General features: G+C 48.5%; 17 protein-coding genes. 11 read left to right on the top strand and 6 right to left on the bottom strand.

Annotated elements, in window-relative coordinates:
* Positions 1–42: 42 nt before the first annotated feature.
* From GCU44_RS01160 to lpdA, 7 genes are all read left to right on the top strand, one after another.
* Complete coding sequence (locus GCU44_RS01160) at positions 43–3,012, top strand: glycoside hydrolase family 3 N-terminal domain-containing protein (RefSeq protein ID WP_154852639.1); 2,970 nt, start codon at positions 43–45, stop codon at positions 3,010–3,012.
* A gap of 64 nt (positions 3,013–3,076) precedes the next feature.
* Positions 3,077–4,219 carry an N-acetyl-alpha-D-glucosaminyl L-malate synthase BshA gene (bshA, locus tag GCU44_RS01155; protein WP_154852635.1) on the top strand — a complete coding sequence of 381 codons (1,143 nt, stop codon included), beginning with the start codon at positions 3,077–3,079 and terminating at the stop codon, positions 4,217–4,219.
* A 161-nt stretch (positions 4,220–4,380) separates the two neighbouring features.
* On the top strand, positions 4,381–5,007 hold the full coding sequence (locus GCU44_RS01150; RefSeq protein WP_154852632.1) for a sterol desaturase family protein: 627 nt from the start codon (positions 4,381–4,383) through the stop codon (positions 5,005–5,007).
* A gap of 124 nt (positions 5,008–5,131) precedes the next feature.
* Complete coding sequence (locus GCU44_RS01145; protein WP_241684797.1) at positions 5,132–5,950, top strand: Rossmann-fold NAD(P)-binding domain-containing protein; 819 nt, start codon at positions 5,132–5,134, stop codon at positions 5,948–5,950.
* A 305-nt stretch (positions 5,951–6,255) separates the two neighbouring features.
* Positions 6,256–9,048 (top strand): 2-oxoglutarate dehydrogenase E1 component, encoded by a 2,793-nt coding sequence (locus tag GCU44_RS01140; RefSeq protein ID WP_154852629.1) that lies wholly within the window; start codon positions 6,256–6,258, stop codon positions 9,046–9,048.
* Between the two features lie 88 nt (positions 9,049–9,136).
* On the top strand, positions 9,137–10,696 hold the full coding sequence (gene odhB, locus GCU44_RS01135) for a 2-oxoglutarate dehydrogenase complex dihydrolipoyllysine-residue succinyltransferase (RefSeq protein WP_154852626.1): 1,560 nt from the start codon (positions 9,137–9,139) through the stop codon (positions 10,694–10,696).
* Positions 10,697–10,756: 60 nt separating this feature from the next.
* Positions 10,757–12,154 (top strand): dihydrolipoyl dehydrogenase, encoded by a 1,398-nt coding sequence (lpdA, locus tag GCU44_RS01130; protein WP_154852623.1) that lies wholly within the window; start codon positions 10,757–10,759, stop codon positions 12,152–12,154.
* 248 nt (positions 12,155–12,402) lie between these two features.
* On the opposite strand, the gene GCU44_RS01125 is transcribed toward lpdA, so the two are convergent.
* On the bottom strand, positions 12,403–13,695 hold the full coding sequence (locus tag GCU44_RS01125; protein ID WP_154852620.1) for a UDP-N-acetylmuramoyl-tripeptide--D-alanyl-D-alanine ligase: 1,293 nt from the start codon (positions 13,693–13,695) through the stop codon (positions 12,403–12,405).
* Between the two features lie 182 nt (positions 13,696–13,877).
* On the opposite strand from GCU44_RS01125, the gene GCU44_RS01120 reads away from it, so the two are divergent.
* Positions 13,878–16,013, top strand: coding sequence for a T9SS type A sorting domain-containing protein (locus tag GCU44_RS01120; protein WP_154852617.1), 2,136 nt, complete (start codon positions 13,878–13,880; stop codon positions 16,011–16,013).
* On the opposite strand, the gene GCU44_RS01115 is transcribed toward GCU44_RS01120, so the two are convergent.
* The 4 genes from GCU44_RS01115 to GCU44_RS01100 are packed head-to-tail and all read right to left on the bottom strand — an operon-like array spanning position 16,010 to position 18,537.
* Positions 16,010–16,801 carry an amidohydrolase gene (locus GCU44_RS01115; RefSeq protein ID WP_154852614.1) on the bottom strand — a complete coding sequence of 264 codons (792 nt, stop codon included), beginning with the start codon at positions 16,799–16,801 and terminating at the stop codon, positions 16,010–16,012. The two genes, GCU44_RS01120 and GCU44_RS01115, sit on opposite strands and share 4 nt — an antisense overlap.
* A 16-nt stretch (positions 16,802–16,817) precedes the next feature.
* On the bottom strand, positions 16,818–17,369 hold the full coding sequence (gene def / locus GCU44_RS01110) for a peptide deformylase (RefSeq protein WP_092172596.1): 552 nt from the start codon (positions 17,367–17,369) through the stop codon (positions 16,818–16,820).
* Entirely contained in the window at positions 17,366–17,779 is a 414-nt protein-coding gene (gene ruvX / locus GCU44_RS01105) for a Holliday junction resolvase RuvX (protein ID WP_092172593.1), read from the bottom strand. The genes def and ruvX overlap by 4 nt, the downstream gene beginning before the upstream one ends.
* Positions 17,779–18,537, bottom strand: a complete 759-nt coding sequence (locus GCU44_RS01100) for a hemerythrin domain-containing protein (RefSeq protein ID WP_092172590.1) — start codon at positions 18,535–18,537, stop codon at positions 17,779–17,781. Before GCU44_RS01100 ends, ruvX begins: the two co-directional genes overlap by 1 nt.
* A 177-nt stretch (positions 18,538–18,714) precedes the next feature.
* On the opposite strand from GCU44_RS01100, the gene GCU44_RS01095 reads away from it, so the two are divergent.
* The gene (locus GCU44_RS01095; protein WP_092172847.1) at positions 18,715–20,346 is read left to right on the top strand and encodes a S41 family peptidase; all 1,632 of its coding nucleotides are present in this window, start codon (positions 18,715–18,717) and stop codon (positions 20,344–20,346) included.
* Between the two features lie 89 nt (positions 20,347–20,435).
* Entirely contained in the window at positions 20,436–20,891 is a 456-nt protein-coding gene (locus tag GCU44_RS01090; RefSeq protein WP_154852610.1) for a VOC family protein, read from the top strand.
* 46 nt (positions 20,892–20,937) lie between these two features.
* On the opposite strand, the gene GCU44_RS01085 is transcribed toward GCU44_RS01090, so the two are convergent.
* On the bottom strand, positions 20,938–22,890 hold the full coding sequence (locus tag GCU44_RS01085) for a M1 family metallopeptidase (protein ID WP_154852608.1): 1,953 nt from the start codon (positions 22,888–22,890) through the stop codon (positions 20,938–20,940).
* A gap of 254 nt (positions 22,891–23,144) precedes the next feature.
* On the opposite strand from GCU44_RS01085, the gene GCU44_RS01080 reads away from it, so the two are divergent.
* Positions 23,145–24,977 (top strand): TonB-dependent receptor plug domain-containing protein, encoded by a 1,833-nt coding sequence (locus GCU44_RS01080; protein WP_154852605.1) that lies wholly within the window; start codon positions 23,145–23,147, stop codon positions 24,975–24,977.
* Positions 24,978–25,105: the final 128 nt, after the last annotated feature.

The raw sequence follows: 25,105 nt of genomic DNA, 5'->3' as shown, positions 1-25,105 counted from the left end.
AAGTTATTCTTAAATTAGTACCAATAAAATTTTAACACACCCATGTGTCAAAAAGTTTACGCATTACTTTTTAGTATACTCTTCCTTTTCGGACCGGTTTCCGCATCCCCTCCCGTTGGCAACTCCGACCCCCTGCTTGGTGAAAACATAGTAAAGCAGCAAGCCTGGGTAGACAGTGTTTTTAATTCCCTGACCTTCGACGAAAGACTAGGGCAATTGTTTATGGTAGCGGCTTATTCCAATCAAGGGCCTGCCCACAAAGAGGAAATCTCCCGATTGATCGAAGAGCAAAACCTGGGGGGACTCATCTTTTTTCAGGGAGGCCCCGTACGGCAGGCAGCACTCACCAACCACTACCAGTCCCTGGCAAAAACGCCTCTATTTATCGCCATGGATGCAGAATGGGGGCTCGGCATGCGGCTGGATAGCGTCCTGCAATTTCCGAAACAGATGACCCTGGGTGCAGCCGCAAACGACGAGCTGGTTTATCAGATGGGGAAAGAAATTGCACGGCAGTTTAAAGAAATGGGCATGCACATCAATTTTGCACCGGTGGTAGACGTGAATTCCAACCCGGAAAACCCCGTCATTGGGTACCGCTCCTTCGGTGAACGCAAGCAACTGGTAAGCAGAAAATCCCTGGCCTACATGAAGGGAATGCAGGATCATGGCGTTATGGCCAATGCCAAGCATTTTCCGGGCCACGGGGACACAAATGCCGATTCCCACTATACCACCCCCGTGATTCACAACAGTCGGGAGCGGATAATGGACATCGACCTGTATCCGTACCGGGAACTCATCAACCAGGGCCTGATGAGCATCATGGTGGCCCACCTGCACGTCCCCAGTCTGGGGAGTGAAGAAAAATTACCCACCACCCTGTCTCCAAAGGTAGTCACCGACCTGCTGAAAAACGACATGAATTTTCAGGGACTCATCTTTACCGACGCACTCAATATGAAAGGTGTCAGTAACTTGTACAAACCCGGAGAAGTGGATGTATTGGCGTTACTCGCCGGAAACGACGTACTGCTCTACGCAGAGGATGTACCCCAATCCAAAGCCTTGATTAAGCAAGCCGTAGCCGATGGAAAAATAAGTGAAGCGGAAATTGATTCCCGGGTACGCAAAATATTGCGCGCAAAATACTGGGCAGGATTGCACCAAAAGCAGCAGGTCAACACCCATCGCCTGGTGGAGCGATTGAGCAATTTCGGCACAAAGGCCCTTATCGAACAACTCTATGCCTCCTCGCTTACGGTAGTAACCAACGAAGAAGATGCCATTCCCGTACGGCACCTGGACATGGAGCGAATGGCATCCATCACCGTGGGAAACGGGGGAAAAACCTTTAAGAACTTCCTGGACAAGTATTCCGAATTCACGCATTACACCCTTCGGGGAAACAGCAACCGGGATAATTTTGCCGCACTTGAGGAAAATTTGAAAGAATACAGCACCATCGTGGTAGGGGTGATGGGAATGAGCAATAATCCACGCAGAAACTTTGGATTAAAATCAGAAGAAATCGAATTCATCACGCGCTTGCAGGATTCCCACAGGGTCATCACGGTGGTTTTTGGCAACGCCTACGCTGCCCGAAATTTTACCGCACAAAAAAACCTGATTTTAGCCTTTGAGGAAAATGACTTTACAGAAAGCCTGGCACCTCAGGTAATTTTTGGCGGCCGGCCGGGTACGGGTACACTACCTGTGAGTATTGCTCAAGCGTGGAGTCAAGGGCATGGCATCGAAACACCCCCGCTGCATCGGCTGGCCTACAGTACCCCCGAAGCGCAACAAATGGACAGCAGGGAATTACTGAAAATTGACGAGCTGATGGAGAAAGCCATCGCTTCTCGGGCTACTCCCGGCGGGACAGTACTGATTGCTAAAAACGGAGCGGTCGTTTACGAGAAGTCCTTCGGACACCTGGACTACAACGAGGCCGTGGAGGTCACCGACAAAACCATGTACGATCTGGCCTCCCTGACCAAGGTACTGGCAACCACTCAGGCCATCATGTTTTTGGAGAGCAGGGGATTTCTCGATTTGAATAAATCCCTGCAGGACTACCTCCCTGAATTGGCGGGCAGCAACAAGGGTCCTTTGCAAATACGGAACATTCTGACACACGAAGCCGGCCTCGTTCCCTACATTCCCCACTTTACCAACACACTGGACGGCACGGAGTGGAAAGAGGGATATTACAGCAACGAAAAGCAGGACCCTTTTACGCTTCCTGTGGCAGCCGGAGTGTATGCGCACCGGGCTCTTCCGGACAGCGTCTGGAAGTGGACAATCGCATCCAACCTTCGATACCGGGGTACCAAAGGCACCCGGTACAGTTACCGCTATTCCGACGTGGGCATGTACCTCTTGCACCGGCTCATTGAGACCCGGGTAAACCAACCCATGAACGAATTTCTGGAGCAACATTTCTACCATCCCCTTGGGATGTACCGGTTTGGCTACCTGCCCCTGGAAAAATTTAAACCGGGTGAGATTGCTCCTACGGAAGACGACCGGATTTTTCGAAAAACCCTGGTTCATGGATACGTGCACGACCCGGGAGCTGCCCTATTTGGTGGTGTGGCAGGACATGCCGGACTTTTTGGCACGGCCAACGACCTGGCAAAACTTTTGCAAATGATGCTTCAGGGAGGAAAATACGGGGCGGTGGAATTGCTGGACCAGGAGACAATCGATCGATTTACCAGCAAACAATCGTTTCACAGCCGTAGGGCGCTGGGATGGGACAAACCCGATCCCGAAAAAGACAAAGGTCCTACCGGTAATCTGGTTTCCCTGAGCACCTACGGACATACCGGCTTTACCGGTACCGCTGCCTGGGCCGACCCGGAGCACCAATTGATTTATGTATTTCTATCCAATCGGGTACATCCTGATGCCGGCAATAACCGCCTTCTTCGGGAGAACGTTCGTTCAGATATTCAAGATATTATCTACCAATCCATAAAAAATGAGTTCCTTTTAGCGGGAAAATGAACAAAATGACACATCGGGCGTGTTTACTTTGGCATGCAAGCAGCCTTCAACAAAACCAATTAAAATGAAAATCGGGATCGTCTGTTACCCCACCTTTGGTGGAAGTGGCGTGGTGGCAACTGAACTGGGGAAAGCGTTATCCGCTAAAGGCCATCAAATTCATTTTATCACCTACAGCCAACCAACCCGGCTGGATTTTTTTAGCGAAAATCTTTTTTACCACGAGGTCGATATCAAAAGCTATCCGCTTTTTGAGCATGCACCGTACGAATTGGCGCTTGCTAGCAAGATGGTCAATGTGGTCAAATACGAGCAGTTGGATTTATTGCACGTACATTATGCGATTCCACATGCATCCGCTGCATACATGGCCAAACAAATCCTCAAAAGGCAGGGAATTTCCATTCCCGTTGTCACCACTCTGCACGGGACCGATATTACACTGGTGGGTAAAGATCCAAGCTACGAACCGGTTGTAACGTTTAGCATCAACGAGTCGGACGGTGTCACCGCCGTGTCTGCGGACCTGAAAAAAGATACCCTGCTACATTTCGATGTGGACAATCACATAGAGGTCATTCCCAATTTCATTGACCTGAACCGCTTCAAAAAACAAAAGAAAGAGCATTTCAAACGGGCCATTTGCCCAAATGACGAAAAACTCCTGGTACATACGTCGAATTTCCGCAAAGTGAAGCGAGTGGACGATGTCATTCGTGTTTTCTTTGAACTGCGAAAGGCAATACCTGCCAAGCTATTGCTTGTAGGGGATGGTCCGGAACGGGATAAAATGGAGCGGCTTTGCCGGCAATTGGGAACCTGCGAAGACATTCGGTTTCTGGGCAAATTGGAAGCGGTAGAAGAAGTGCTTTCGGTAGCCGATTTATTCCTCATGCCCTCCGAAAAAGAAAGTTTTGGCCTGGCCGCTCTAGAGGCCATGGCTTGTGAAGTCCCTTTGCTGACCAGCAACGTGGGCGGCATACCGGAGTTAAATATCAATGGAGAAACCGGTTTTTTATGCGAAGTAGGCAATATTGAAGAAATGACAGGAAAAGCGTTGTTTATCCTCGACGACAAAAACCTGCCTGGGTTCAAAAAGAATGCCCTGGCCCGAGCCAAAATGTTTGACGTAACAGCCGTATTACCCCTGTACGAAGCTTTTTATTTAAAAACGATAGAAAAATGTTTGCATCCACAAAATGGATAAGAAAAATCAAGTTTCTTTTTTGTTGGAATCAAAACAGGACCGAATTACTTGACGTTTAATAAACGGTTTAATAAACAAAAAATTTACTAACTGTAGCCAATATTTCCTACCTTAGGCATTAAAATTGAGGAAATTGTATTGATACAAAAGTTATACGACGAATGAAAAAAATTGGAAGATTGGATCGGCCGGATAATAGCGGTTCTGCCAAAATGTTTGCCAACCCAGTTTTGGAAAAACTCAGTAGGACCCACATCAGCATACCTATCGCCATGTTTCTGGGCGTGGGCACGTATTCTCTATATTTTGGAATTTCGTCGACACCGATATCCCTTTGGAAAGGTGTCGCCTTGTTTCTCGGAGGATTTTTGGTTTTTACCTTTGTGGAGTACCTCATGCACCGGTACCTCTACCACATGGAACCGGATACACACATGAAGGATAAATTACAGTATTCCGTACATGGAGTCCACCACGACTATCCCAAAGACAAAGACCGACTGGCCATGCCTCCTTTTATTTCCGGGCTCTATGCCGTAATCCTCTATTTTTTATTCGACTTTATCATGGGAGAATCGGCGCTGTTTTTCCTACCTGGATTCCTGTTGGGCTATGCCTTGTACCTGGGAGTGCATTACACCGTACATGCCTACCAGCCACCCAAAAATTTTCTAAAAATCCTTTGGGTGAATCATGCTATCCATCATTACAAGGATCCGGATGTGGCATTTGGTGTGAGCACGCCACTTTGGGATTATATTTTCGGTACCGCTCCCAAGAAAAATTAATCGGGTCTACTTCCGTAAGCCCGGAAAACGCTGGAAGTAAATCATTCCCCTGCCTATCCGGATCCTAATTCCGGATAGGTATCTGGTAGGAATACCAGAAAAAATAATCATTTTATCGGTACGAATGATGCACATTAGCATAATTGGATTAGGATGGCTGGGCCTTCCGCTAGCTTCTTTTCTACAGCAAAAAGGCCATTCGGTCAACGGAAGCACGTCTAGCCTGGAAAAAAAGGAAACCCTGGAAAGGCAGGGTATCCGGGCAGAGCGCTTGCTGTTAGATCCCCTGCCCGTTCACGCCGTACCGGCACAACTGTTTGAAACGGATATCTTATACATTAACATTCCCCCGGGTCGTCGCAGACACCCCGACGAGTATCACCCCCAACAGATCCAATTTCTTCGGGAGGCCATTGAGCAGCACCAGATAGGAAAAGTGATTTATGTCAGCGCCACTTCGGTCTACCCTAGTAAAAACCAACTTGCCCGGGAAACCGACTTCTTATCCGCGGATACTACAGGAAATCCCGCCCTATGGAATGCCGAGCAGCTTTTATGGGGAAACAAGGCCTATGACCTCACCGTCGTTCGGTTTGGCGGGCTGCTGGGAGACGACCGGATTCCGGGAAGGTATTTTTCCGGAAAGGAAAACGTACCCGGACACCCCCCGGTAAATTACATTCACCGAACGGATGCCGTTCGTGCCATCCACTGGATCATTGCGCAAAACCTTTGGAACGAAACGTTTAACATCATTAGTCCGGAGCATCCGGACAAAAAAACCGTTTTTGAAAAGAATGCGCAGGACATGGGTTTCCCGCCGCCAGCGAGTTACGAACAGCCCCCTCAGCAGATGTGGAAGGAGATATCCTGCGAAAAATGGTTAAAAACTGGTTTTTCCTTTCATTTTCCAGACCCCTTGGCGTTTACCTATTCTACCTAACCAATCCCTGGTTTGGCAGCAACCATGCAGCGTTTTTACCGGCTCACCAAGCTAGTTTGGGCGGGCACCAAAAGATCTGCAAAAAATTTCTAAAAAAGACAATCCGAATCAGGGCGCTTTTCAGAATCTAGTTTCATCAAACTGGAATGATAGAAATAATCCGTCTTGTTTTTGTAAAAAACAGTATTTTATACGGTGATTAAAAAATAAAAAGGTTGATAATCAATGATATTTGTAAACCCGCATAAGCGGTTTTTATTAAATAACTTAATACCTTAATTTTGGTGTCTGAACATCACAACCTTATGGATAAATATTCTTACATCTCCAATGCCCACGTCGCCTACATAGACGAGTTGTACGAGGACTACCGGAAGGATCCCGAATCCATTGATGGCAGTTGGAAAGCCTTCTTCGACGGCTTTGAATTCGCCATCAACAAATACGGTGAAGACGAAAACGGCGGCGCCGAAACTGCTAGCAGCACGCCCGTAAACGGCAACCTGGCAACCAAGGGCACCATCATGGACATGGAGCAGTTGCCCAAAGAAATTAAAGTCCGGGCACTGATTCACGCCTATCGGTCCCGCGCCCACTTGCGCTCGAAGACCAACCCTGTACGGGAACGGCGAGACCGAAAGGCCCTTTTGGACCTGGAAGACTTCGGGCTGGACAAAAACGACCTGGACACCACCTTTCAGGCAGGAAACGAAATTGGGATCGGAGATGCCCGGTTATCCAAAATCATCGAATCCCTGAAAACCATTTACGAGGGTGCCATGGGCTTTGAATACCTCTATATCCGCGATCCCGAAATGTTGGATTGGTTCCGGATCAAAGTGGAAAAAGAAGCCCTGGAGTTCAATCCTCCATTGGAGGACAAGAAGCGCATTTTATCCAAGCTCAACGAAGCCGTTGTTTTCGAAAACTTCCTGCATACCAAATACCTGGGACAAAAGCGATTTTCGCTTGAAGGGGGCGAAAGCACCATTCCCTTTTTGGATGCCTTGATCAACAAAGCTTCGGACCTGGGCGTGGAAGAAGTAATGATCGGCATGGCGCACCGGGGACGTCTCAACGTCCTTGCCAACATCATGGGCAAAACCTACGAACAGATTTTTTCCGAGTTTGAGGGCACGGCAAAACCCGATCTGACCATGGGAGACGGAGACGTCAAATACCACATGGGCTTTTCTTCCGAAGTTCCTGCCAAAAACGGCAAGTTAATGATCCTCAAATTGGCTCCCAACCCCTCCCACCTGGAAGCGGTAAATCCGGTGGTCGAAGGATTTGTGCGGGCAAAAATAGACGACCATTACCAGGGCGATGAAGACAAGATGATCCCGATCCTAATCCACGGGGATGCGGCGGTAGCCGGGCAGGGAATCGTCTACGAAGTCACCCAGATGGCCAACCTTAAGGGCTATTATACCGGAGGGACCATTCATTTTGTCATCAACAATCAGGTGGGTTTTACCACCGATTTTGACGATGCACGAAGTTCCATCTATTGTACCGATGTGGCGAAAATCATCGATGCGCCTGTAATACATGTAAACGGAGACGATCCGGAAGCGGTCGTGTATGCCGCCAGACTTGCGGTTGAATTCCGGCAAAAATTCAATAAGGATATCTTTGTAGACATGGTCTGTTACCGCAGGCATGGCCACAACGAGTCGGACGAACCGAAATTTACGCAGCCAGAATTATATAACCTCATTTCCAAGCACCCCAACCCTCGGGAAATTTACAACAAAATCTTGCTGGAGCGGGGACAGGTGGATGCGAAGCTGGCCAAACAGATGGACAAAGAGTTTCGCCAGCTGCTTCAGGACCGGCTGAACATGGTGAAGGAAAAACCACTTCCCTACACCTTTTCTCCTTTCGAAAAAGCATGGAAGGCACTAGAGCGGGCCAAACCGGAGGACTTTGACAAATCGCCGGACACGTCCGTCTCTTCCGAATCCATCGAAAAGGTAGCGGAAGCGCTTACCGTTTTACCCAAAGGATTCAAGCCGATCAAGCAAATTGAGGCTCAGCTAAAGCAGCGGAAGGAGATGTTTTTCCAATCCAGGACATTAAACTGGGCGGCAGCAGAGCTATTGGCCTACGGGTCGCTGCTGTTGGATGGAAAAACGGTACGGATTACGGGGCAAGACTGCCAGCGCGGCACCTTTTCGCACCGGCATGCAGTCGTACACGATGCCTCTACCAATAAGCCGTACAATTCCCTGAAGGAATTGAAGGACAGCAAGGGAAAATTTTATATTTACAACTCCCTCTTGTCGGAATACGCGGTGCTTGGATTTGAATATGGTTACGCCATGGCCAACCCCAATGCCCTCACCGTTTGGGAAGCGCAGTTTGGAGACTTTGCAAACGGAGCACAAACCATGATCGACCAATTCATCACTTCCGGAGAATCCAAGTGGCAAAAGATGAACGGACTGGTTATGCTTTTGCCCCATGGCTACGAAGGACAGGGACCCGAGCATTCCAATGCCCGGCCGGAGCGGTTTCTACAACTGGCGGCGGAATACAATGTAATTGTAGCAAATATCACCGAGCCCGCCAACTTCTTCCATTTGCTCCGCCGGCAGATGACATGGAATTTCCGGAAACCATGCATTGTCATGTCGCCAAAATCTCTGCTGCGGCATCCAAAAGTGATGTCCCCGATTGAGGAGTTTACCAGCGGTAATTTCCGTGAAATCCTGCTGGACAAGGAGGTGGATTCGAAAAAAGTAAAGCGGGTGGTTCTTTGTTCAGGAAAGGTCTATTACGATCTGATCGAGATGCGGGAAAAAGAAAAGGTCACGGACGTAGCCATCATACGCCTGGAGCAACTTCACCCCCTGCCCAAAAAGCAGCTACTCGAGGCCATTCAGTCTTACGGTAAAAACACCGAGACGGTCTGGGTTCAGGAGGAACCCGAAAACATGGGGTATTGGGCGTTTATCGTTAGAAACTTGTTCAAAGAATTGCCCATGGACGTCATCGCCCGAAAGGCGAGTGCTTCCCCAGCTACCGGATACCACAAGGTGCACCTGGAAGAACAAAAGCAAATTTTGGAAAAAGCTTTAAAAATTAATTCTTAATTTCCCTTTTTCATTTTCAGTATACAACATAAATTGAGATAGAGGCTAACCGGAACCCCTGCGATATCCGGTAAAAATCAACTAACCGATGAGTATAACAATCAAAGTGCCTGCCGTGGGCGAATCCATCACCGAAGTTACCGTAGGTCAATGGTTTAAAAATGATGGCGATTTTGTTGAAATGGATGAGGTCCTATGTGAACTGGAATCCGACAAGGCCACCTTCGAACTAACGGCAGAAGCAGCCGGAATCCTGCACACAAAAGCCGAAGAAGGCGATAGCCTGGAGATTGGCGCAGTCATTTGTGAAATTGACCCGGACGCAAAGGAAGAAGCCGCATCCGGCAAACCGGAAGCAGAAAAATCGACCCCTTCCGAAACCAAGTCCGCAAGCCCAAAGCAAACCGGTGAGGTGAAAGAAATGCGCGTTCCTACCGTTGGCGAATCGATCACCGAGGTGACCCTGGCCACCTGGCTTAAGGAGGACGGAGACTACGTAGCGCTAGACGATATCATCGCCGAAGTGGACTCCGACAAGGCAACCTTCGAATTGCCCGCAGAGGCTTCCGGTATCCTGAGACAGGTAGCACAGGAGGGGGATACCTTGGAAATTGGGGGATTGATTTGTAAGATTGAAGAAACGGATGGTGCCCCATCCGGGGAAGCGGAGACATCCTCAGCAGCCGAAGCCCCGGAAAATACGGCGAAGGGAAATAGTGGTAAGGAAACCTATGCTTCCGGACACGCCTCTCCGGCTGCAGCTAAAATCCTTGCCGAAAAAGGCATCGCATCCAGTGCAGTAGCAGGCACCGGCAAGGATGGCCGTATCACCAAGGAGGATGCGCTGAAAGCCGAACAATCCAAGCCGGCAGCCGCCGCGAGCAAACCGGCCGTCGCAGACAAAAGCAAACCGGCGGAACAGCCGGAAGCGCCGCAAAAAACCGGTACGCGTGGTAGCCGAAGAGAAAAAATGACCTCCCTGCGAAAAACCATTTCCAGGCGATTGGTCTCCGTAAAAAATGAGACGGCCATGTTGACCACCTTCAACGAGGTAAACATGAAGCCCATCATGGATTTGCGAAAGCAATACAAGGATAAATTTAAGGAGCGGTACGAGGTAAATCTGGGCTTTATGTCCTTTTTCACGAAAGCGGCCTGCATTGCCCTGCAGGAATGGCCGGCAGTCAATGCGCAAATAGACGGAAACGAGATTGTTTACCACGACTTTTGTGACGTATCGATCGCCGTATCTTCACCCAAGGGGCTCGTGGTACCTGTCATTCGAAACGCCGAACAACTCTCCTTTGCAGAAATCGAAAAAGAAGTGGTGCGGCTGGCTATCAAAGCCCGGGAGGGTAAATTGACCATCGATGAAATGACGGGTGGAACCTTTACCCTCACGAACGGTGGTATTTTTGGCTCCATGATGTCTACGCCTATCATCAATGCACCTCAGGCCGCTATCCTGGGAATGCACAACATTGTGGAACGGCCAATGGCTGTCAATGGGGAAGTGAAAATTCTGCCCATGATGTACCTGGCACTTTCCTACGACCATAGAATCATCGATGGCAGAGAGTCGGTGAGCTTTCTGGTGCGCGTCAAAGAGCTGCTGGAAGATCCTTCCCGCTTATTGCTGGGTATTTAACGTTTTTTTCACATTCTATCCGGGCATTGCACGGGTAGGGACATTAAACCACGATCACGTATGTATGATTTAATCGTAATCGGTTCGGGACCCGGAGGCTACGTAGCCGCCATCCGGGCCGCTCAATTAGGCTTAAAAACTGCCATCATCGAAAAATACGACACCCTGGGGGGTACCTGCCTGAATGTAGGCTGCATCCCTTCCAAAGCCTTGCTGGATTCCTCCGAGCATTACCACAATGCTGCCCACAGTTTTAAAGCCCATGGCATTGACCTCAAAGATTTGAAGATCAATTTCAAGCAAATGATCCAACGAAAACGGGACGTAGTCAAGCAAAATGTAGATGGGATTCAATACCTGATGAAAAAAAACAAAATCGACGTGATTCAGGGCCTGGGTTCTTTCAAGGATAAAAACACCGTACTCGTCACGAAGAAGGATAAAAAAACCGAGGAGCTTTCCGGCAAGCACATCCTAATTGCTACCGGATCCAAGCCCGGAATCCTTCCCTTTATCAAATTGGATAAGGAACGAATCATCACCTCCACCGAGGCGTTGGAGCTGAAGGAAGTCCCCAAGCATTTGATCATCATTGGTGGCGGGGTCATCGGTCTGGAACTCGGATCGGTGTACGCCAGACTGGGCGCTAAGGTATCTGTGGTGGAATACCTGGACAGCATCATCCCCACCATGGATCGAACCATGGGCAAAGAACTCCAGAAATCGCTGAAAAAATTGGGTATGGAGTTTTTCCTCAAACACAAAGTAACCGGCGTAGAACGGAAGGGAAAAGAGGTGACCATAACCGCTTTGAATCCAAAAGAGGAAACGGTATCCCTTACGGGTGACTATGCCCTGGTTTCCATCGGGAGAAAGCCTTATACCGAAGGCCTCAATGCCGATGCCGCCGGTGTGATTATCAACGACAAAGGTCAGGTCGAAGTAGACGAGCACTTGAAAACATCCACACCGTCCATCTTTGCCATTGGCGATGTGGTCAAAGGCGCCATGCTTGCCCATAAAGCAGAAGAGGAAGGTGTGTTTGTAGCCGAACAAATCGCCGGCCAGAAGCCACACATCAACTACCTACTGATCCCCGGTGTGGTCTATACCTGGCCGGAAGTGGCCTCGGTAGGGTATACCGAAGAACAACTGAAAGAAAACGGCAGGAAATACAAGACGGGCAAATTTCCATTTATGGCTTCCGGGAGAGCACGGGCCAGTGGAGACGTGGACGGCCTCGTGAAAGTACTCGCAGATGCCGAAACGGATGAAATCCTGGGGGTACACATGATCGGCCCTCGTACCGCCGATATGATTGCAGAGGCTGTTGTGGCCATGGAATACCGCGCATCCGCAGAGGATATCGCCCGCATGTCTCATGCACATCCCACCTACACGGAAGTGTTTCGGGAAGCATGCCTTGCTGCCACAGACGACCGCGCCCTGCATGTCTGATGGTTGTTCGCTGACAATGGTATCCAAAGCCCCTGCAGTTTACTCAGGGGCTTTTTTATGCCCACCCACCATCGCCTGCGTCACACCAACAAGTTAGCAGCCTGCTTTTTCGAAGGAAATCGCCATTTGTCCGGATCTATAGGAGGTATTACGTGCAAAATAAAGACTCCCCGGATAGGGTTTCAGGAGGTAGACACCCGATAATTCCAGAAATACCTATTCGACGGATTCTGGAGATTACCTCCCGCTCATATAAAATCCAGTAATGTTTCAAGCCGCATACCGCGGCTTCCCTTTATCAGAATCTGATGATCTTCCAGGGAAGAATCGCTCAGCCAATTCCGTAAGGAAAAGGGATCCGGAAAGTAGAGCGCTTTGGGTACCTTCGGCAGGGCATGGCGAACCAGGTCGCCGGTCAGACAGACTTTTTCGAGGGACATTTTCTGTAACCGTTCCCCCAATTTTTGGTGTTCTTCTACCGCATGGGCACCCAATTCGAGCATGTCTCCAATGATTACCATCTTGTGTGGCCGCTTGTCCAGCTTCCCAAATGTATTCAACGCTTCCTCCATGCTGGACGGGTTGGCATTGTATGCATCCAGTAAAATCCAGTTACTCCCTTTTTCCAAAATCTGGGAACGCATGTTGGAAGGGGTGTAGGCAGCGGCCGCTGCGGCAGCTTCGCGCGCTGGTACGCCAAAAAAAATGCCCATACAAATGGCCGCAGCCAGGTTATCGAAATTATAGTGTCCGATTAATCCTGAGGTATAGCGATGGGGATCGGTCCCCAGACTAAAGACCACAAAAGGATCGGCACCGTGGAAGGAGATGGAACAAAAATCGGCTTCGCCCGGGAACAAGACCGGATCTTCAAACCGGCGAATCATTTGGGAAAAAACCGGCTGCCGGGTATTGATAAAGACCTTGCCCTTCGCTTCCAACAAAAACTGAAAAAGCTCCGTTTTGGTCTTCAACACCCCTTCCGGTCCCCCCATACCTTCCAGGTGTGCTTTTCCAATATTGGTAATAAAGCCATGCGTGGGTAAAGCGATGGCGCACAATTCTGCGATGTCCCCTTGCCTATTGGCGCCCATTTCAACAATAACCATTTCCGTGTCGGCGGATATACCCAATAGCGTCATCGGAACCCCGATATGATTGTTGAGGTTGCCTTCGGTGGCATGCACCCGGTACTTTCTGGACAGCACCTGTTGCATCAACTCCTTCGTAGTTGTCTTCCCATTCGAACCGGTAAGTCCGATGACCGGCCCGGCAAACTGTTTCCGGTGATATCTGGCCAAATCCTGCAAGGTCTTCAGCACATCCTCCACCAAAAAATACGCATCCCCTTTCACTACCTCCGGATTATCTACGACGACCAACGAGGCTCCTAGATCCAAGGCCTTTGCGGCATAGCTGTTTCCATCAAAATTGGGGCCCTTCAGGGCAAAAAATAAGGCTCCCTTTTTGAGTTTACGGGTGTCTGTCCCTACACCCTTAGCTGACCGAAAGTGCTCGTATAGTTTTCTGATTGTATTCATCCTCAGGTCGGTTTTTTTGAATTACTAAAAATTACGCCTGCCCTGTCGCATTTCCAGCAAAAGTAACATATCCGATTTCAACTTTTATCGTTAAAGAACAAAAATAACTATTATAATGCGTAGCAATCCATTAATTTCACCCGAAGTATTCCAGGCCACCGCCTGTAAATCCTAATTCCCTGATGAGGCAATTCTACCTGATCCTTTTTCTTTCCCTTTTTCTGATCCTACGGAGCACTGCCCAGGATCTGTTTCGCTTGGCAGGTGACACGCCCCAGGTTACGATCTCCGGGGTGGAACTTCCCATGCCCTTTGCCGGCGGCATCAATGCAGCGCAGGTACAGGAATTTGACCTAAACGGAGACGGGCGGGAAGAACTGGTTATCTGGGACATAAACGCAGGACGTATCCATGCCTACGCGTTCACCGAAAGCGGCTACCGCTACTTCCCGGGGGCCGCATACTATTTTCCGGACGATGTCAATGGATTCCTGCTACTGGCAGATTTTAATGGGGACGGAAAAAAAGACCTGTTTACGGGCTCTCCTTTTGGAATCAAGGCTTACCGGAACGGAGGTACAACCGCAGATCAGTTTCCTGACTGGGTAGTGGAACACGATTTCCTCCGCTTGGAAAGTGGATCCAATCTGACGGCCAATATTCTGGATGTCCCCCTGATTGAAGATCTTGATGGCGATGGAGACCTGGACATCCTTACGTTTAATTTTGCCACCGGGGACTACCTGGAGTTTTTTAAAAATACAAGCGTAGAACGAACCGGTCAGCCGTCGGTAGACGGTTTTGCATCCGCAGTTACCCGCTGGGGAAAATTTGAATTTTGTGGATGCGGCGCCATAAGTTTTGGCCTTACGTGTGCAGGCCAGCCCATGGCCGATCGGGAACCGGACGCAGATTTGCTCCGTACCCTGCATTCGGGTGGACACACGCTCTTGTACCGTGATTTTGATAACGATGGGGTAAAGGACTTGCTCATTGGGCAAGACCAGTGCGAGGTGCTGTATTACCTGCCAAACGAGGGATCGGACACCGAGCCTGTTTTTCAAACATTCACAAACGACCTGCCTGGTTTCGGCCCTTTGCCTGAATTCCCGATATTTCACAGCGCATTTGTTTTGGAAGAAAACCTGCTGGTATCCAGTCATTCTTCTGAGCCGATCATCAACACCGGCTCGGATTTTTCCCGAAGCATGTATTTGCTGCAGCCGGGCCTTTCCGGCACTATTGAAACCAGCGGCTTCTTGCAGGATAGGATGGTGGACCTCGGCGAAAACTCCCGCCCCTATTTTCTGGGTAACCGCCTGCAGGGCAGTCTATTCGTAGCTGCCAATATTCTGGACCCCAAAGGAGTTCAGGGGCGGATTTTTGAAATGGAATGGGCAGACAACCAAATCCGGCTGGTCAATGAAGATTACCTTGATTTGTCCGCGCTAGAAGTCCTTGAGCCTTCCTATCAACGCTTTACTTCTGCCGCCAATCAAACCTATCACCTGATTACCGGTGATGTGTATAACGGACAGATTCCCGAGAAGCAAATTTGGCTCTCGCCATTTGATGCCCCCGAGGAAAGGGTTTCGCTACGGATTCCCGATTTCACGCTGCGGGGCATGGACCAGGTATATTTTTTCCACGATTCCAGAGAGGATTACCTGCTCTTAGCCCGACAGACAGGAGAATTGCTGTTGTTTTCGTTGGCCCTGGATGGGAGCCCGGAGGTCAGACTGCTGGAGCGGGAGTTTTTGGGTTTTGTGGATAATCCCGTGAGCCGAAACGTTACCGTGGCCGTGAGTTCCGGCCCCGAACCTTACCTGGTGGCCGTCGACCAGCGAGGTGTGTTGTTTTCTTCGGAAGACATCCTAGGATCTCCGGAAACGACACCCGTATCCATTCAGCTGGAAGGCCGGACCTTTGAGAGGACCCGATACGGGAGAAATACCTGGATCAGCCTGGTTCCAGGTCTATTGGGAGAAAAACCGGATTTAATTATTGGCAACCGTGCGGGAGGCCTCGAGTACCTGAGTCGGATACCGAATCCGGACGAAGGTGATGCGGAGGTCCTAAAGGCTCTGGTATTTCCAAACCCGAGCGAGGATAAAAAAGTCCAACTCGTCGTAAACCAAGCTGGGGTAACTGTTTCGGTCTACGACAGTACCGGTAAACTATTGAAAAGCGGATTGCCCCTTACCGAAAACGAACGAAATGAACTTAACCTTTGGGGATATCCACCGGCTTTGTACCTGTTGGAATTCCAGGCTCCCAAGCAACGGCCGATCCATAAAAAGCTATGGATAGGGCCTTAGGGAAAAGAAAACCTGTCTGCGTCTTTCCAGGCAGGGAATTTCTTTCGGTATTCGCTGAGGGCAGAACCATCGAGTTCTACGTAAACAACCCCTTCCTGCTCTCCGGCACTTGCGAGGCAATTCCCTTTGAAATCGTAGGCTGCCGAATGGCCACAATACAGCACACCATTCCCATCGGTACCGATTCGGTTGACACCTACGGAGTAAGCGAGGTTTTCTACCGCTCTTGCCTGAAGCAAGATGTCCCAGGCCTTCACCCTTGGCGCCGGCCAGGAAGCGACGTAGAAGATCAGGTCGTAATCCATTATCCCATCCGCTGTGGCCCGATTACGTGACCAAACGGGAAACCGGAGGTCGTAACAAATTTGCGGACGAATTTTCCAACCCTTTATTGAAAAAATGGTGTTCGTTTTGCCCATGGAATAATGGTGATCTTCATCAGCCATGCGAAAAAGGTGTCGTTTGTCGTAAGACGCAACCGCTCCTCCCGGTTCTACCCAAAGCATGCGGTTGTAATAGTTGGTATCCGCTTTGATGATGAGGCTTCCCGTAATCACGGTATTCATTTGGGCAGCCATTTGCTTCATCCATTTGGTACTGTGAAGGTTCATCGGCTCGCCCTGACTGACCGCGTTCATGGTAAACCCGGTGGTAAACATTTCGGGCAATACCAAAATATCTACCTTACGCTCCATTTTCCACAACTTTTCCTCGAGCATGGCGAGGTTGGCAGCTGCGTCTTCCCAATAGAGATCTGATTGAACCAATGCTAAGCGGATGTTTTCCATGGGGTTCGTTGGCTCGTTATCCGGGATAGACCATTCGATAATCCGTCGGGACCTTGCCCTTGCTAATATCGAGCAATTTCCCTTTGACCATTCGCTTTTTCAATCCTTTTAGGTAATCGATAAAGAGGATGCCCTCCAAATGGTCGTACTCGTGTTGGATCACACGGGCTGTCAACCCCGAAAACTCTTCTTCCTTAAGGTTCCAGTTTTCGTCAAAATACTCAAGGGTCAGTTTCTCGGGCCGGGTGATTTCCGCACGCACGTCAGGAATACTCAGGCAGCCTTCTTCAAACTCGAATTTTTCGCCGTATTCGTCGAGAAGGATGGGGTTGATAAACGCCTTTCTGACACCTTTTTCCTCGTCTCCGTCCTCCAGCATTAGGCTGCTATCGATGACAAATAGCCGGATGCCTTTGTTGATTTGTGGGGCGGCTAAGCCAACTCCATTTGCCAGACCCATGGTTTCAAACATATCTTTGATTAGCCCTTTTACATCCTCTCCTTCCCGAATTTCTTCGGATTCCTTTTTCAGAATTGGGTTTCCATACGCTACGATGGGGTATATCATTTTTTCTCCAGGTAAGTTTGCAATATAATCGCGGCACTGATTTTATCCAGATTGCCCGCCTTTTCTCTTCTGTCTTTTTTACTGCTTCCCATTTCAATCATGGTTTGCATGGCCATTTTGGACGTGAACCGCTCGTCTACCAGCACGATGGTCTGATTTGGGTACAAGCGCTTCAGCTTTTTCTCCAGAGCCAGAACGGGCTGGGTCATTTGCGTGGCGCTTCCGTTCAGGGATTTTGGAAAACCAATCACAATTGCCGAAACCTCTTCTTTTTCGAAATATAATTTCAGGTAATCTAACAAATTATGCGTGGGGATAGTTTCCAGCGGATTGGCCAACATGGCCAGTGGGTCGGTTACAGCCAGTCCGGTCCGCTTGGATCCCAGGTCTATGGCCAGTATCCTGCCCATTAATTATACTTAATTTGAAGGGTGAGTTTGCGCTTAACTTCTTTTTCCAATTCAATTGCTTTAGGGAAAAGCAAATCGTTTTCAATTTTCGCGTGAATCACCAACTCCCTTTCCAACTGTTGAAATTCATGAAAAAGGACCTTCAGGGATACCGTTGCCGTAGCAGGAATCCGGTAATCGTTGGTCAGTTTGCGGATTCCTTCCATTTCGTCATCATGGGCTTCGTGATCGGAAGCCATTCCGGAGATGGAAGGAAGATCAAAAATCTGAATCGCTTCGGAAAGTGGCAACACTGCGGCATCGATGTCCTGCAAGAGGCGAATCCGTTCGAAAAGCGTGTCTTCTTCCTCGTGAATATGGTGAATAAAATCGTCCACAAAAAGAGGGAACATTAGCCGCATATCGGTCATTAGGCTTTTGTGCATGGCACCGAGTTCGATACCTTCTACCATACTGGATAAAAAAGGCAGTGCTTGTCGGACAAAATACCGGTGTTTTTTCTTCAAATAACCCACCACTAACTCAATGGGGTGAAGAAACAACTCCTCCCGTGTGGGTTCTTTGCGCGCAGCCCAATCCTCCAGTGCGGCGATCACCTGGGCAGGATTCACGTTGTGGGCTATGCAGGCCTCTTCCAGGGAATGGTTTTCGTGTTGAAAAAAACTTATGCCAAAATAATGCAACACTCCCGCGAGGACATGGTTCTCGTTGACCAAATCGGCAATGGATTTATTTCGGTTGTTTTCGAGGGAATGCATGGCTACAAAATTAAAATAAATTAACGTAAAAAACGGGAAGTTCCGGCATCGATTTGAATTTTATTGCGTTTATTTAAACGAATCGCTTCCGATACATGTTTAATTGTATATTTGATTAAAATAGGTTACCTTGAAAGATGCAGGGCTTTGCCTGAAAAAATAGTAAACCGAAACGACGTGAGTATAGAGAAAAACACCAAAGCACAGATTAGATTACCCATTTTCCTGGCACTGGGGATCTCTGCTGGAATCTGGATAGGTGCTACCTTTGCAGAACCCAAGACAGATAGAAACGATTTAAAATCGGCTATTTACAAGTTGCAGGAAATCATTACCTACATCAACAGAGACTATGTGGATAGTGTAGATACCAATGAATTGGTAGAGTATGGCATCGAAAAGATGCTTGGCAAACTGGATCCTCATTCCAGCTACATACCGGCAGAAGATGCCGCGCTGGCCAAGTCGCAGTTGGAAGGGGAGTTTGACGGTATTGGTATCGAATTTGGGATTTTACGCGACACGATCTACGTGGTTTCACCGCTCACTGGCGGACCCTCCGAAAAAATAGGTCTCCTACCGGGTGATCAGATCATTAAAGTGGATGGTGAGACCGTAGCCGGAACAGGGATAACCAACCGGGACGTATTTGATCTCCTGAGAGGGCCAAAGGGGAGCCAGGTGGCTGTTGACATTAAACGAAAAAACGAGTCAGACCTGCTTGAATACAAGATTATCCGGGATAAAATACCCCAATACAGTGTCAATGCCTCCTATATGATTGATGGGGAAACCGGTTACATCAAGATTACGCGGTTTGCCGCCAACACGCACGAAGAGTTCCGGTTAGCTCTTCAAAAACTCAAAGCAGAGGGCATGAATCGGTTAATTCTTGATTTGCAAGGAAACCCAGGTGGGTACATGGGTGCCGCAATCAACATCGCTGACGAGATTTTAAAAGACAACGCCGTCATTGTATCCCAGGAAGGAAAACTTCAACGGTATAACCAAAAGGCCAGGGCTGTTCGACCCGGATCATTTGAAGAGGGTTCGGTGGTCGTATTGGTAAACGAAGGCAGCGCATCGGCCTCTGAAATTGTGGCAGGAGCACTGCAGGACAACGACAGGGGATTGATCGTCGGCAGACGTTCCTTTGGCAAGGGGTTGGTACAGATGCCCATTGACTTATCGGACGGTGCCGAGCTAAGGCTTACCATCGCCCGATACTATACGCCATCCGGACGTTCCATTCAAAAACCCTACGGTGAAGATGATGAAGATTATGCCATGGACTACTATAACCGACTGGAGCACGGAGAATTCTTTAGTGCAGACAGCATCGATTTTAACGACAGCCTGAAATACGAGACGGTTAAAGGCAGAACAGTGTATGGTGGCGGTGGAATCATGCCGGACTATTTTGTCCCGCTAGACACCAGCATGACCAGTTCTTATGTGAATCGGCTTTTCAGCTCTGAGTCTTGGAGAGAGTTTATTCTGGATTACCTGGACACCAACAAGCGGAAATTTGAAAACATGGCCTTTGATGAGTTTTACCACAACTTTGAAATATCCGATGCCATGCTGAATTCCTTGGTAAAGACGGGAGAAAAATACGATGTTGAATTCAACGAAAAAGATTTCAACAAATCCAAGGTGTATCTGAAAACACTCCTAAAGGCGCATATGGCGAGAAATATTTATGACGACAATGCGTTTTATAAAGTCATCAACGATATCAACGAAATTTACCAGCAGGCGGTAAAATTGCTCGATAATGCCGACAATCTGGCATTTTTTGACGAATAGTTGCCGACTGCCCCTAAAAAAGCCAGAAACATTCTTTCTGGCTTTTTTTATTTCTTAGATTTGGCTAGGAACAAAATTCACAACGACCCATGCATCAAACCTTCAGCCGTGCTTGTTTTACCATTCTAGCCTTTATTTTACTTTCCATGAACGCCTTTAGCCAAACCAAGATCAATCATTTTGCCGTCTATGCCAAAGACCTTAAAGAAAGTGCCCATTTTTATGAAGAGGTCGTTGGCTTAACCCCCATTGACGAACCCTTTAAAGACGGTCTTCACGCCTGGTACGCCATCGGGTATGGACTGTCCATGCATCTGATCGAACGAGAAAAACCCTGGAAGGAACCCCTCATCGATAAAACCAATCATTTGTGTTTTAGTGTGGAAGATTTGGAGGCATTTATTGAAAAGCTAGCCCACCACGATATCCCGTTTGAAGATGCGGTAGATAATAAAGGAAAAATCAATATCCGCCCCGATGGCATTCGCCAAATTTACATTCAAGACCCCAACGGATATTGGATTGAAATCAATGACGAGTACTAAAAAAAAGGCTGGCCGGTTCCTGGAGCCAGCCGTTTTTCTTCTAACGTTATTCGTATATAGCAGTCGGCCAAGAGTCATTGGCAATGTTGATATCCGGAAGCAATTTATCTGGATCAATTTCTACTTTCGTCAACTTTTTTGCGCCTTGATGGCGGTAATTCCACCGGTCTCCCCGCTGCCATATTTCTACAGGCAGCATCAGCGACTCCTGGGATCCATCTTCGTAGGTGAGCCCGAGTTTCACCGGCATGGGCACCTCCCCTTTGTTTGCCAGAATAATTACTTGATCATTTCCATAGGAGACCACGCGTTCGACTGCCAGGTCAATATTTCCTGTTCCGTAAAACCAGGATTTCCAAAACCAAGACAGATTCTCTCCTGCCACATTTTCCATGATATTGAAAAAATCACTTGGTTGAGGATGTTTGTATGCCCAGGCTTCGATGTAAGCAGTAAAAGCATTGTCAAATCGTTCTTCACCCAGGATGTACTCCCGAAGCATTAGCAGGCCCATGGCAGGTTTCATGTAGGCGATCATGCCAAGATTTGCCGTATTGGCCACATCCGGATAGGTATCAATTCCCTCGCGTTCCTCGCTTGTCAGCCAGCCGAGGTACCTGCGGGTTTGATCCAGATTGGAGCCGTATTCTCCATTATTAAATGCTTCTGAGCTGTAGTGGTTGATAAATGTGTTGAACCCCTCATCCATCCAGGCATACCTTCGCTCGTTTGTTCCTACGATCATCGGAAACCAATTGTGCCCAAACTCATGGTCGGTGACACCCCAAAGGGATCCTTCCCGACTCTTATAGCTACAAAAGTTAAGGCCTGGATACTCCATGCCGTTGATGTCAGCTGCCACATTCACTGCTACCGGATAGGGATACTCGTACCATTTTTGGGAGTAGTGTTCGATGGAGGCTTTGCTGTATTCAGTAGACCTGCCCCATGCTTCTTCTCCGTCACTCTCCTGCGGATAGACGCTTTGTGCCATGGCCATGCTTCCGCTGGGAAGCCGGATAGCAGCCGCATCCCAAATAAACGCCCTGGACGAAGCAAAGGCAACGTCCCTGGCATTCTCAATCCGGAAGTGCCAGGTAAGGGTTCCTTCCTGCTTTGGTCGGGTCAGTGCTGGCTTCAACACCTCTTCTGGCCGAACCAAATATACGGTGGTATCGCTGCTAGCTGCCAGGTCCATGCGCTCCTGCAATTCCTTGTTGAGTACTTCTTTGGGATTTTGCAGGGCCCCCGAACCGACCACTATGTGATCGTAGGGTACCGTCACTTTGTAGTCGAAATCACCGTACCCGAGATAAAACTCGCCAGCTCCTAGGTAGGGCTCGATATTCCATCCTACGACGTCGTCAAATACGGCGACCCGTGGATACCATTGGGCCAGCGCATAAATGGTTCCGTCCTCTACGGCCAATCGGCCCATCCGGTCCATCCCCTTTTGTGGGATTTTAAATTCAAAGTCCATGGAAACGGTGGCTTTACCTCCCTTGGCAGGAATGGGCTCGCTAAAAAAGACCTGCATGCGCGTATCGTTGATCAGGTATATCGAATTGGGCTCACTTCCCCGCTTGTCTAACTGGGAACGTAGATTGCGAATGGTATAGCCTCCATCGGTATCTCCCGAATAGCGGTTTCCCGAGATGGGAGTGGTAAGTGTTCCCCTCGAATCCGCAGTAAACCGGTTTTGTTCGAGATGAATCCAGATAAACGGCAACGGCTCCGGGCTATTGTTGGTGTACGAAATCTGCACCTTTCCTGCCAATAGGTGTTCGTCTTCATCGAGACTGACCTCCAGCGAATAATCCGCCCGGTTTTGCCAATAATCGGGGCCTGGTATGCCAGAAGCAGATCGGTAGGCCGAGCCCCGTTTGTACATAAAATCATCAAAATCATCCTGGTTGTTTTCGGTCACCTGCGCAGAGGCCCAACTTACCGAAAATAGCAGTAGCACTGCCATCCATTTACGGAAACTAGTAGAAGTCATATTTTTTTCTTTTTTGCTAATTTAACAGAAATAACCAAATAAAAAGAACGGAACCGATCAAGAAGCATACGGCGGTTGAATACGAATAAAACCCACCTTTCTTCTAATATAGAAAAAATATAGCTTGGAAATTTTTTGTTTATTTCCGATTTTATTACAGATGATCCTGTCGCGCAAAAAAATACCTTTCTTTTTCGGACTTGGATTTTTGATTTTTTGGGAGGTACTTTGACCTACCTAACCTACTACCCGTCATGAATTACTTCATTTTTACGTTTGTTTTTATTGGACTTGCCATGCCCGTTCTCGGGCAGGAGGACAGTCTATCCTTCACGTTAGAGGAGGTCCTAATCAAAGAAAACCGCATGGAGATCCCCTTTTCCAAAAGTTCGCGGAATATTCACGTCATACATAGAAAAGCCCTCGAGACCACGCCAGCAAGAAGTCTTCAGGAGATGCTCTCGTTTACGCCGGGCGTAGATGTTCGGCAGCGAGGCGTGGGTGGGGTCCAGGCGGATATCGGCATTCGCGGCGGGTCTTTTGAACAAACGCTCATGTTGATCAATGGGATTAAGCTATCCGACCCGCAAACGGGCCACCACATGGTAAATATCCCCGTCCCCTTGGCAGGAATCCGACGTATAGACGTACTAAAAGGACCCGCATCCCGGATTTTTGGACAAAATGCCTACGCCGGAGCGATCAACGTAATCACCGAATTGCCAGAGACCTATAATCTCCATGCCAACCTGTATGGAGGTGATTTTGGTATGCGTGGTGGAACGTTTCAACTGGGTCTGCCTATGGGAAAAGTAAAGCAAAACCTGGCCGTATCCCACGACGCAAGCGATGGACACTGGTACAATTCCGATTACGCAGTCACTAACCTTTTTTACGAAGGAGGCCTGGCACTGACGCCCTTTCAGGAAGTGAAAGCGATGGTGGCCTATGCCAATCGGGATTTTGGGGCAAATGGATTTTATTCCAGCTCCTTTCCCGATCAATGGGAAAGCATACAGACAACCCTGGCAGCGATAAGCCATACGTTTGACCATGATCAATCGTACGTTCAAACCCGTATCTACTGGAGAAGAAATCAGGACGAGTTTAGATTACGAAGAAACGAACCCGATTTCTTTCAAAACCAGCACAGCACCGACGTGATGGCCCTGGAAATCAATGGACGCCGGGAACTGGCTATTGGTACCCTCGGTATGGGCTTGGAGGGTAGAAAAGAGCAGATCGATAGCAATAACCTCGGAAAACGCGACCGGACGCTTTTGGGAGCGTTTCTGGAACATCGCCTGGAATTTGCAGAAAAGGGCGATATACGGGCTGGAGTGTATTCAAATTACTATTCCGAATACGGATGGAAACATTTTCCAGGAGCCGAAATTGGCTACCAACTGCGTCCCTGGATGCGTACCTATGCAAACTTTGGCAGCAGCTTCCGGATTCCTACCTACACCGACCTCTATTATTCCGGTCCCACCAATATTGGGAACGAAAACCTGGAGCCCGAAAAAGCCCTAAGCTATGAGGGAGGTATAAAGATTTTCAAAAAAGGTCTTCAAGCGGAGATGGTTTACTTTAGCAGACGTACCACTAATCTGATTGAATGGGCCAGACCGGACACCGACAGCCCATGGCAGCCCCAAAACTTCAACGAAGTAGTTTTCCAGGGACTGGAACTCGGTCTGTTATATGCATTTACTTCGTCCACTTCCTCCGTGAAAATGCAAGAGATCTCCCTAAGCTATAATTTCATCGATGCCAATCTGGTGGAACAGGAAGGACAGGAAACCCGCTATTCCCTAAATGCGCTCCGCCATCAACTTATCGGCGGATTACAAGTCTCTTACGAGGAACACCTCGAGCTAACCGCAAAGAGCCGCTACATTGAACGAATGAAACTTGATCCCTACTTTCTGCTGGACATACGCCTTGATATTAACCGATTAAAAAAAGTCGGTTTCTTTGCAGAAATATCCAACCTTAGCAACACGGACTATATTGAAGCAGGCACCGTACAGATGCCAGGAAGATGGGCTCGGGGCGGTTTGACGGTGAATCTAAGCGAAAAATAGTACGCCGAAAAAAAAATAAGCCTTAGAGTTTGCTCCGAAAAAAATTAATCCTACATTTGCATTCCCATCTGGTTAAGAGCGGTAGAGATTTCCCACAATGAATTGGAAATTATCCTAAACTGGAGGGT

This window comes from Cyclobacterium xiamenense (assembly GCF_009467825.1).
Taxonomy (GTDB): domain Bacteria; phylum Bacteroidota; class Bacteroidia; order Cytophagales; family Cyclobacteriaceae; genus Cyclobacterium; species Cyclobacterium xiamenense.
The sequence above is the reverse complement of the archived record's forward strand: the minus strand, read 5'-3'. Positions and strand labels throughout refer to the sequence as shown.

Bases quoted from the DNA above. Each gene is read 5' to 3' on its own strand.
- GCU44_RS01160 (WP_154852639.1), top strand. From the start codon at position 43: ATGTGTCAAAAAGTTTACGCATTACTTTTTAGTATACTCTTCCTTTTC.
- bshA (WP_154852635.1), top strand. From the start codon at position 3,077: ATGAAAATCGGGATCGTCTGTTACCCCACCTTTGGTGGAAGTGGCGTG.
- GCU44_RS01150 (WP_154852632.1), top strand. From the start codon at position 4,381: ATGAAAAAAATTGGAAGATTGGATCGGCCGGATAATAGCGGTTCTGCC.
- GCU44_RS01145 (WP_241684797.1), top strand. From the start codon at position 5,132: ATGATGCACATTAGCATAATTGGATTAGGATGGCTGGGCCTTCCGCTA.
- GCU44_RS01140 (WP_154852629.1), top strand. From the start codon at position 6,256: ATGGATAAATATTCTTACATCTCCAATGCCCACGTCGCCTACATAGAC.
- odhB (WP_154852626.1), top strand. From the start codon at position 9,137: ATGAGTATAACAATCAAAGTGCCTGCCGTGGGCGAATCCATCACCGAA.
- lpdA (WP_154852623.1), top strand. From the start codon at position 10,757: ATGTATGATTTAATCGTAATCGGTTCGGGACCCGGAGGCTACGTAGCC.
- GCU44_RS01125 (WP_154852620.1), bottom strand. From the start codon at position 13,695: ATGAATACAATCAGAAAACTATACGAGCACTTTCGGTCAGCTAAGGGT.
- GCU44_RS01120 (WP_154852617.1), top strand. From the start codon at position 13,878: ATGAGGCAATTCTACCTGATCCTTTTTCTTTCCCTTTTTCTGATCCTA.
- GCU44_RS01115 (WP_154852614.1), bottom strand. From the start codon at position 16,801: ATGGAAAACATCCGCTTAGCATTGGTTCAATCAGATCTCTATTGGGAA.
- def (WP_092172596.1), bottom strand. From the start codon at position 17,369: ATGATATACCCCATCGTAGCGTATGGAAACCCAATTCTGAAAAAGGAA.
- ruvX (WP_092172593.1), bottom strand. From the start codon at position 17,779: ATGGGCAGGATACTGGCCATAGACCTGGGATCCAAGCGGACCGGACTG.
- GCU44_RS01100 (WP_092172590.1), bottom strand. From the start codon at position 18,537: ATGCATTCCCTCGAAAACAACCGAAATAAATCCATTGCCGATTTGGTC.
- GCU44_RS01090 (WP_154852610.1), top strand. From the start codon at position 20,436: ATGCATCAAACCTTCAGCCGTGCTTGTTTTACCATTCTAGCCTTTATT.
- GCU44_RS01085 (WP_154852608.1), bottom strand. From the start codon at position 22,890: ATGACTTCTACTAGTTTCCGTAAATGGATGGCAGTGCTACTGCTATTT.
- GCU44_RS01080 (WP_154852605.1), top strand. From the start codon at position 23,145: ATGAATTACTTCATTTTTACGTTTGTTTTTATTGGACTTGCCATGCCC.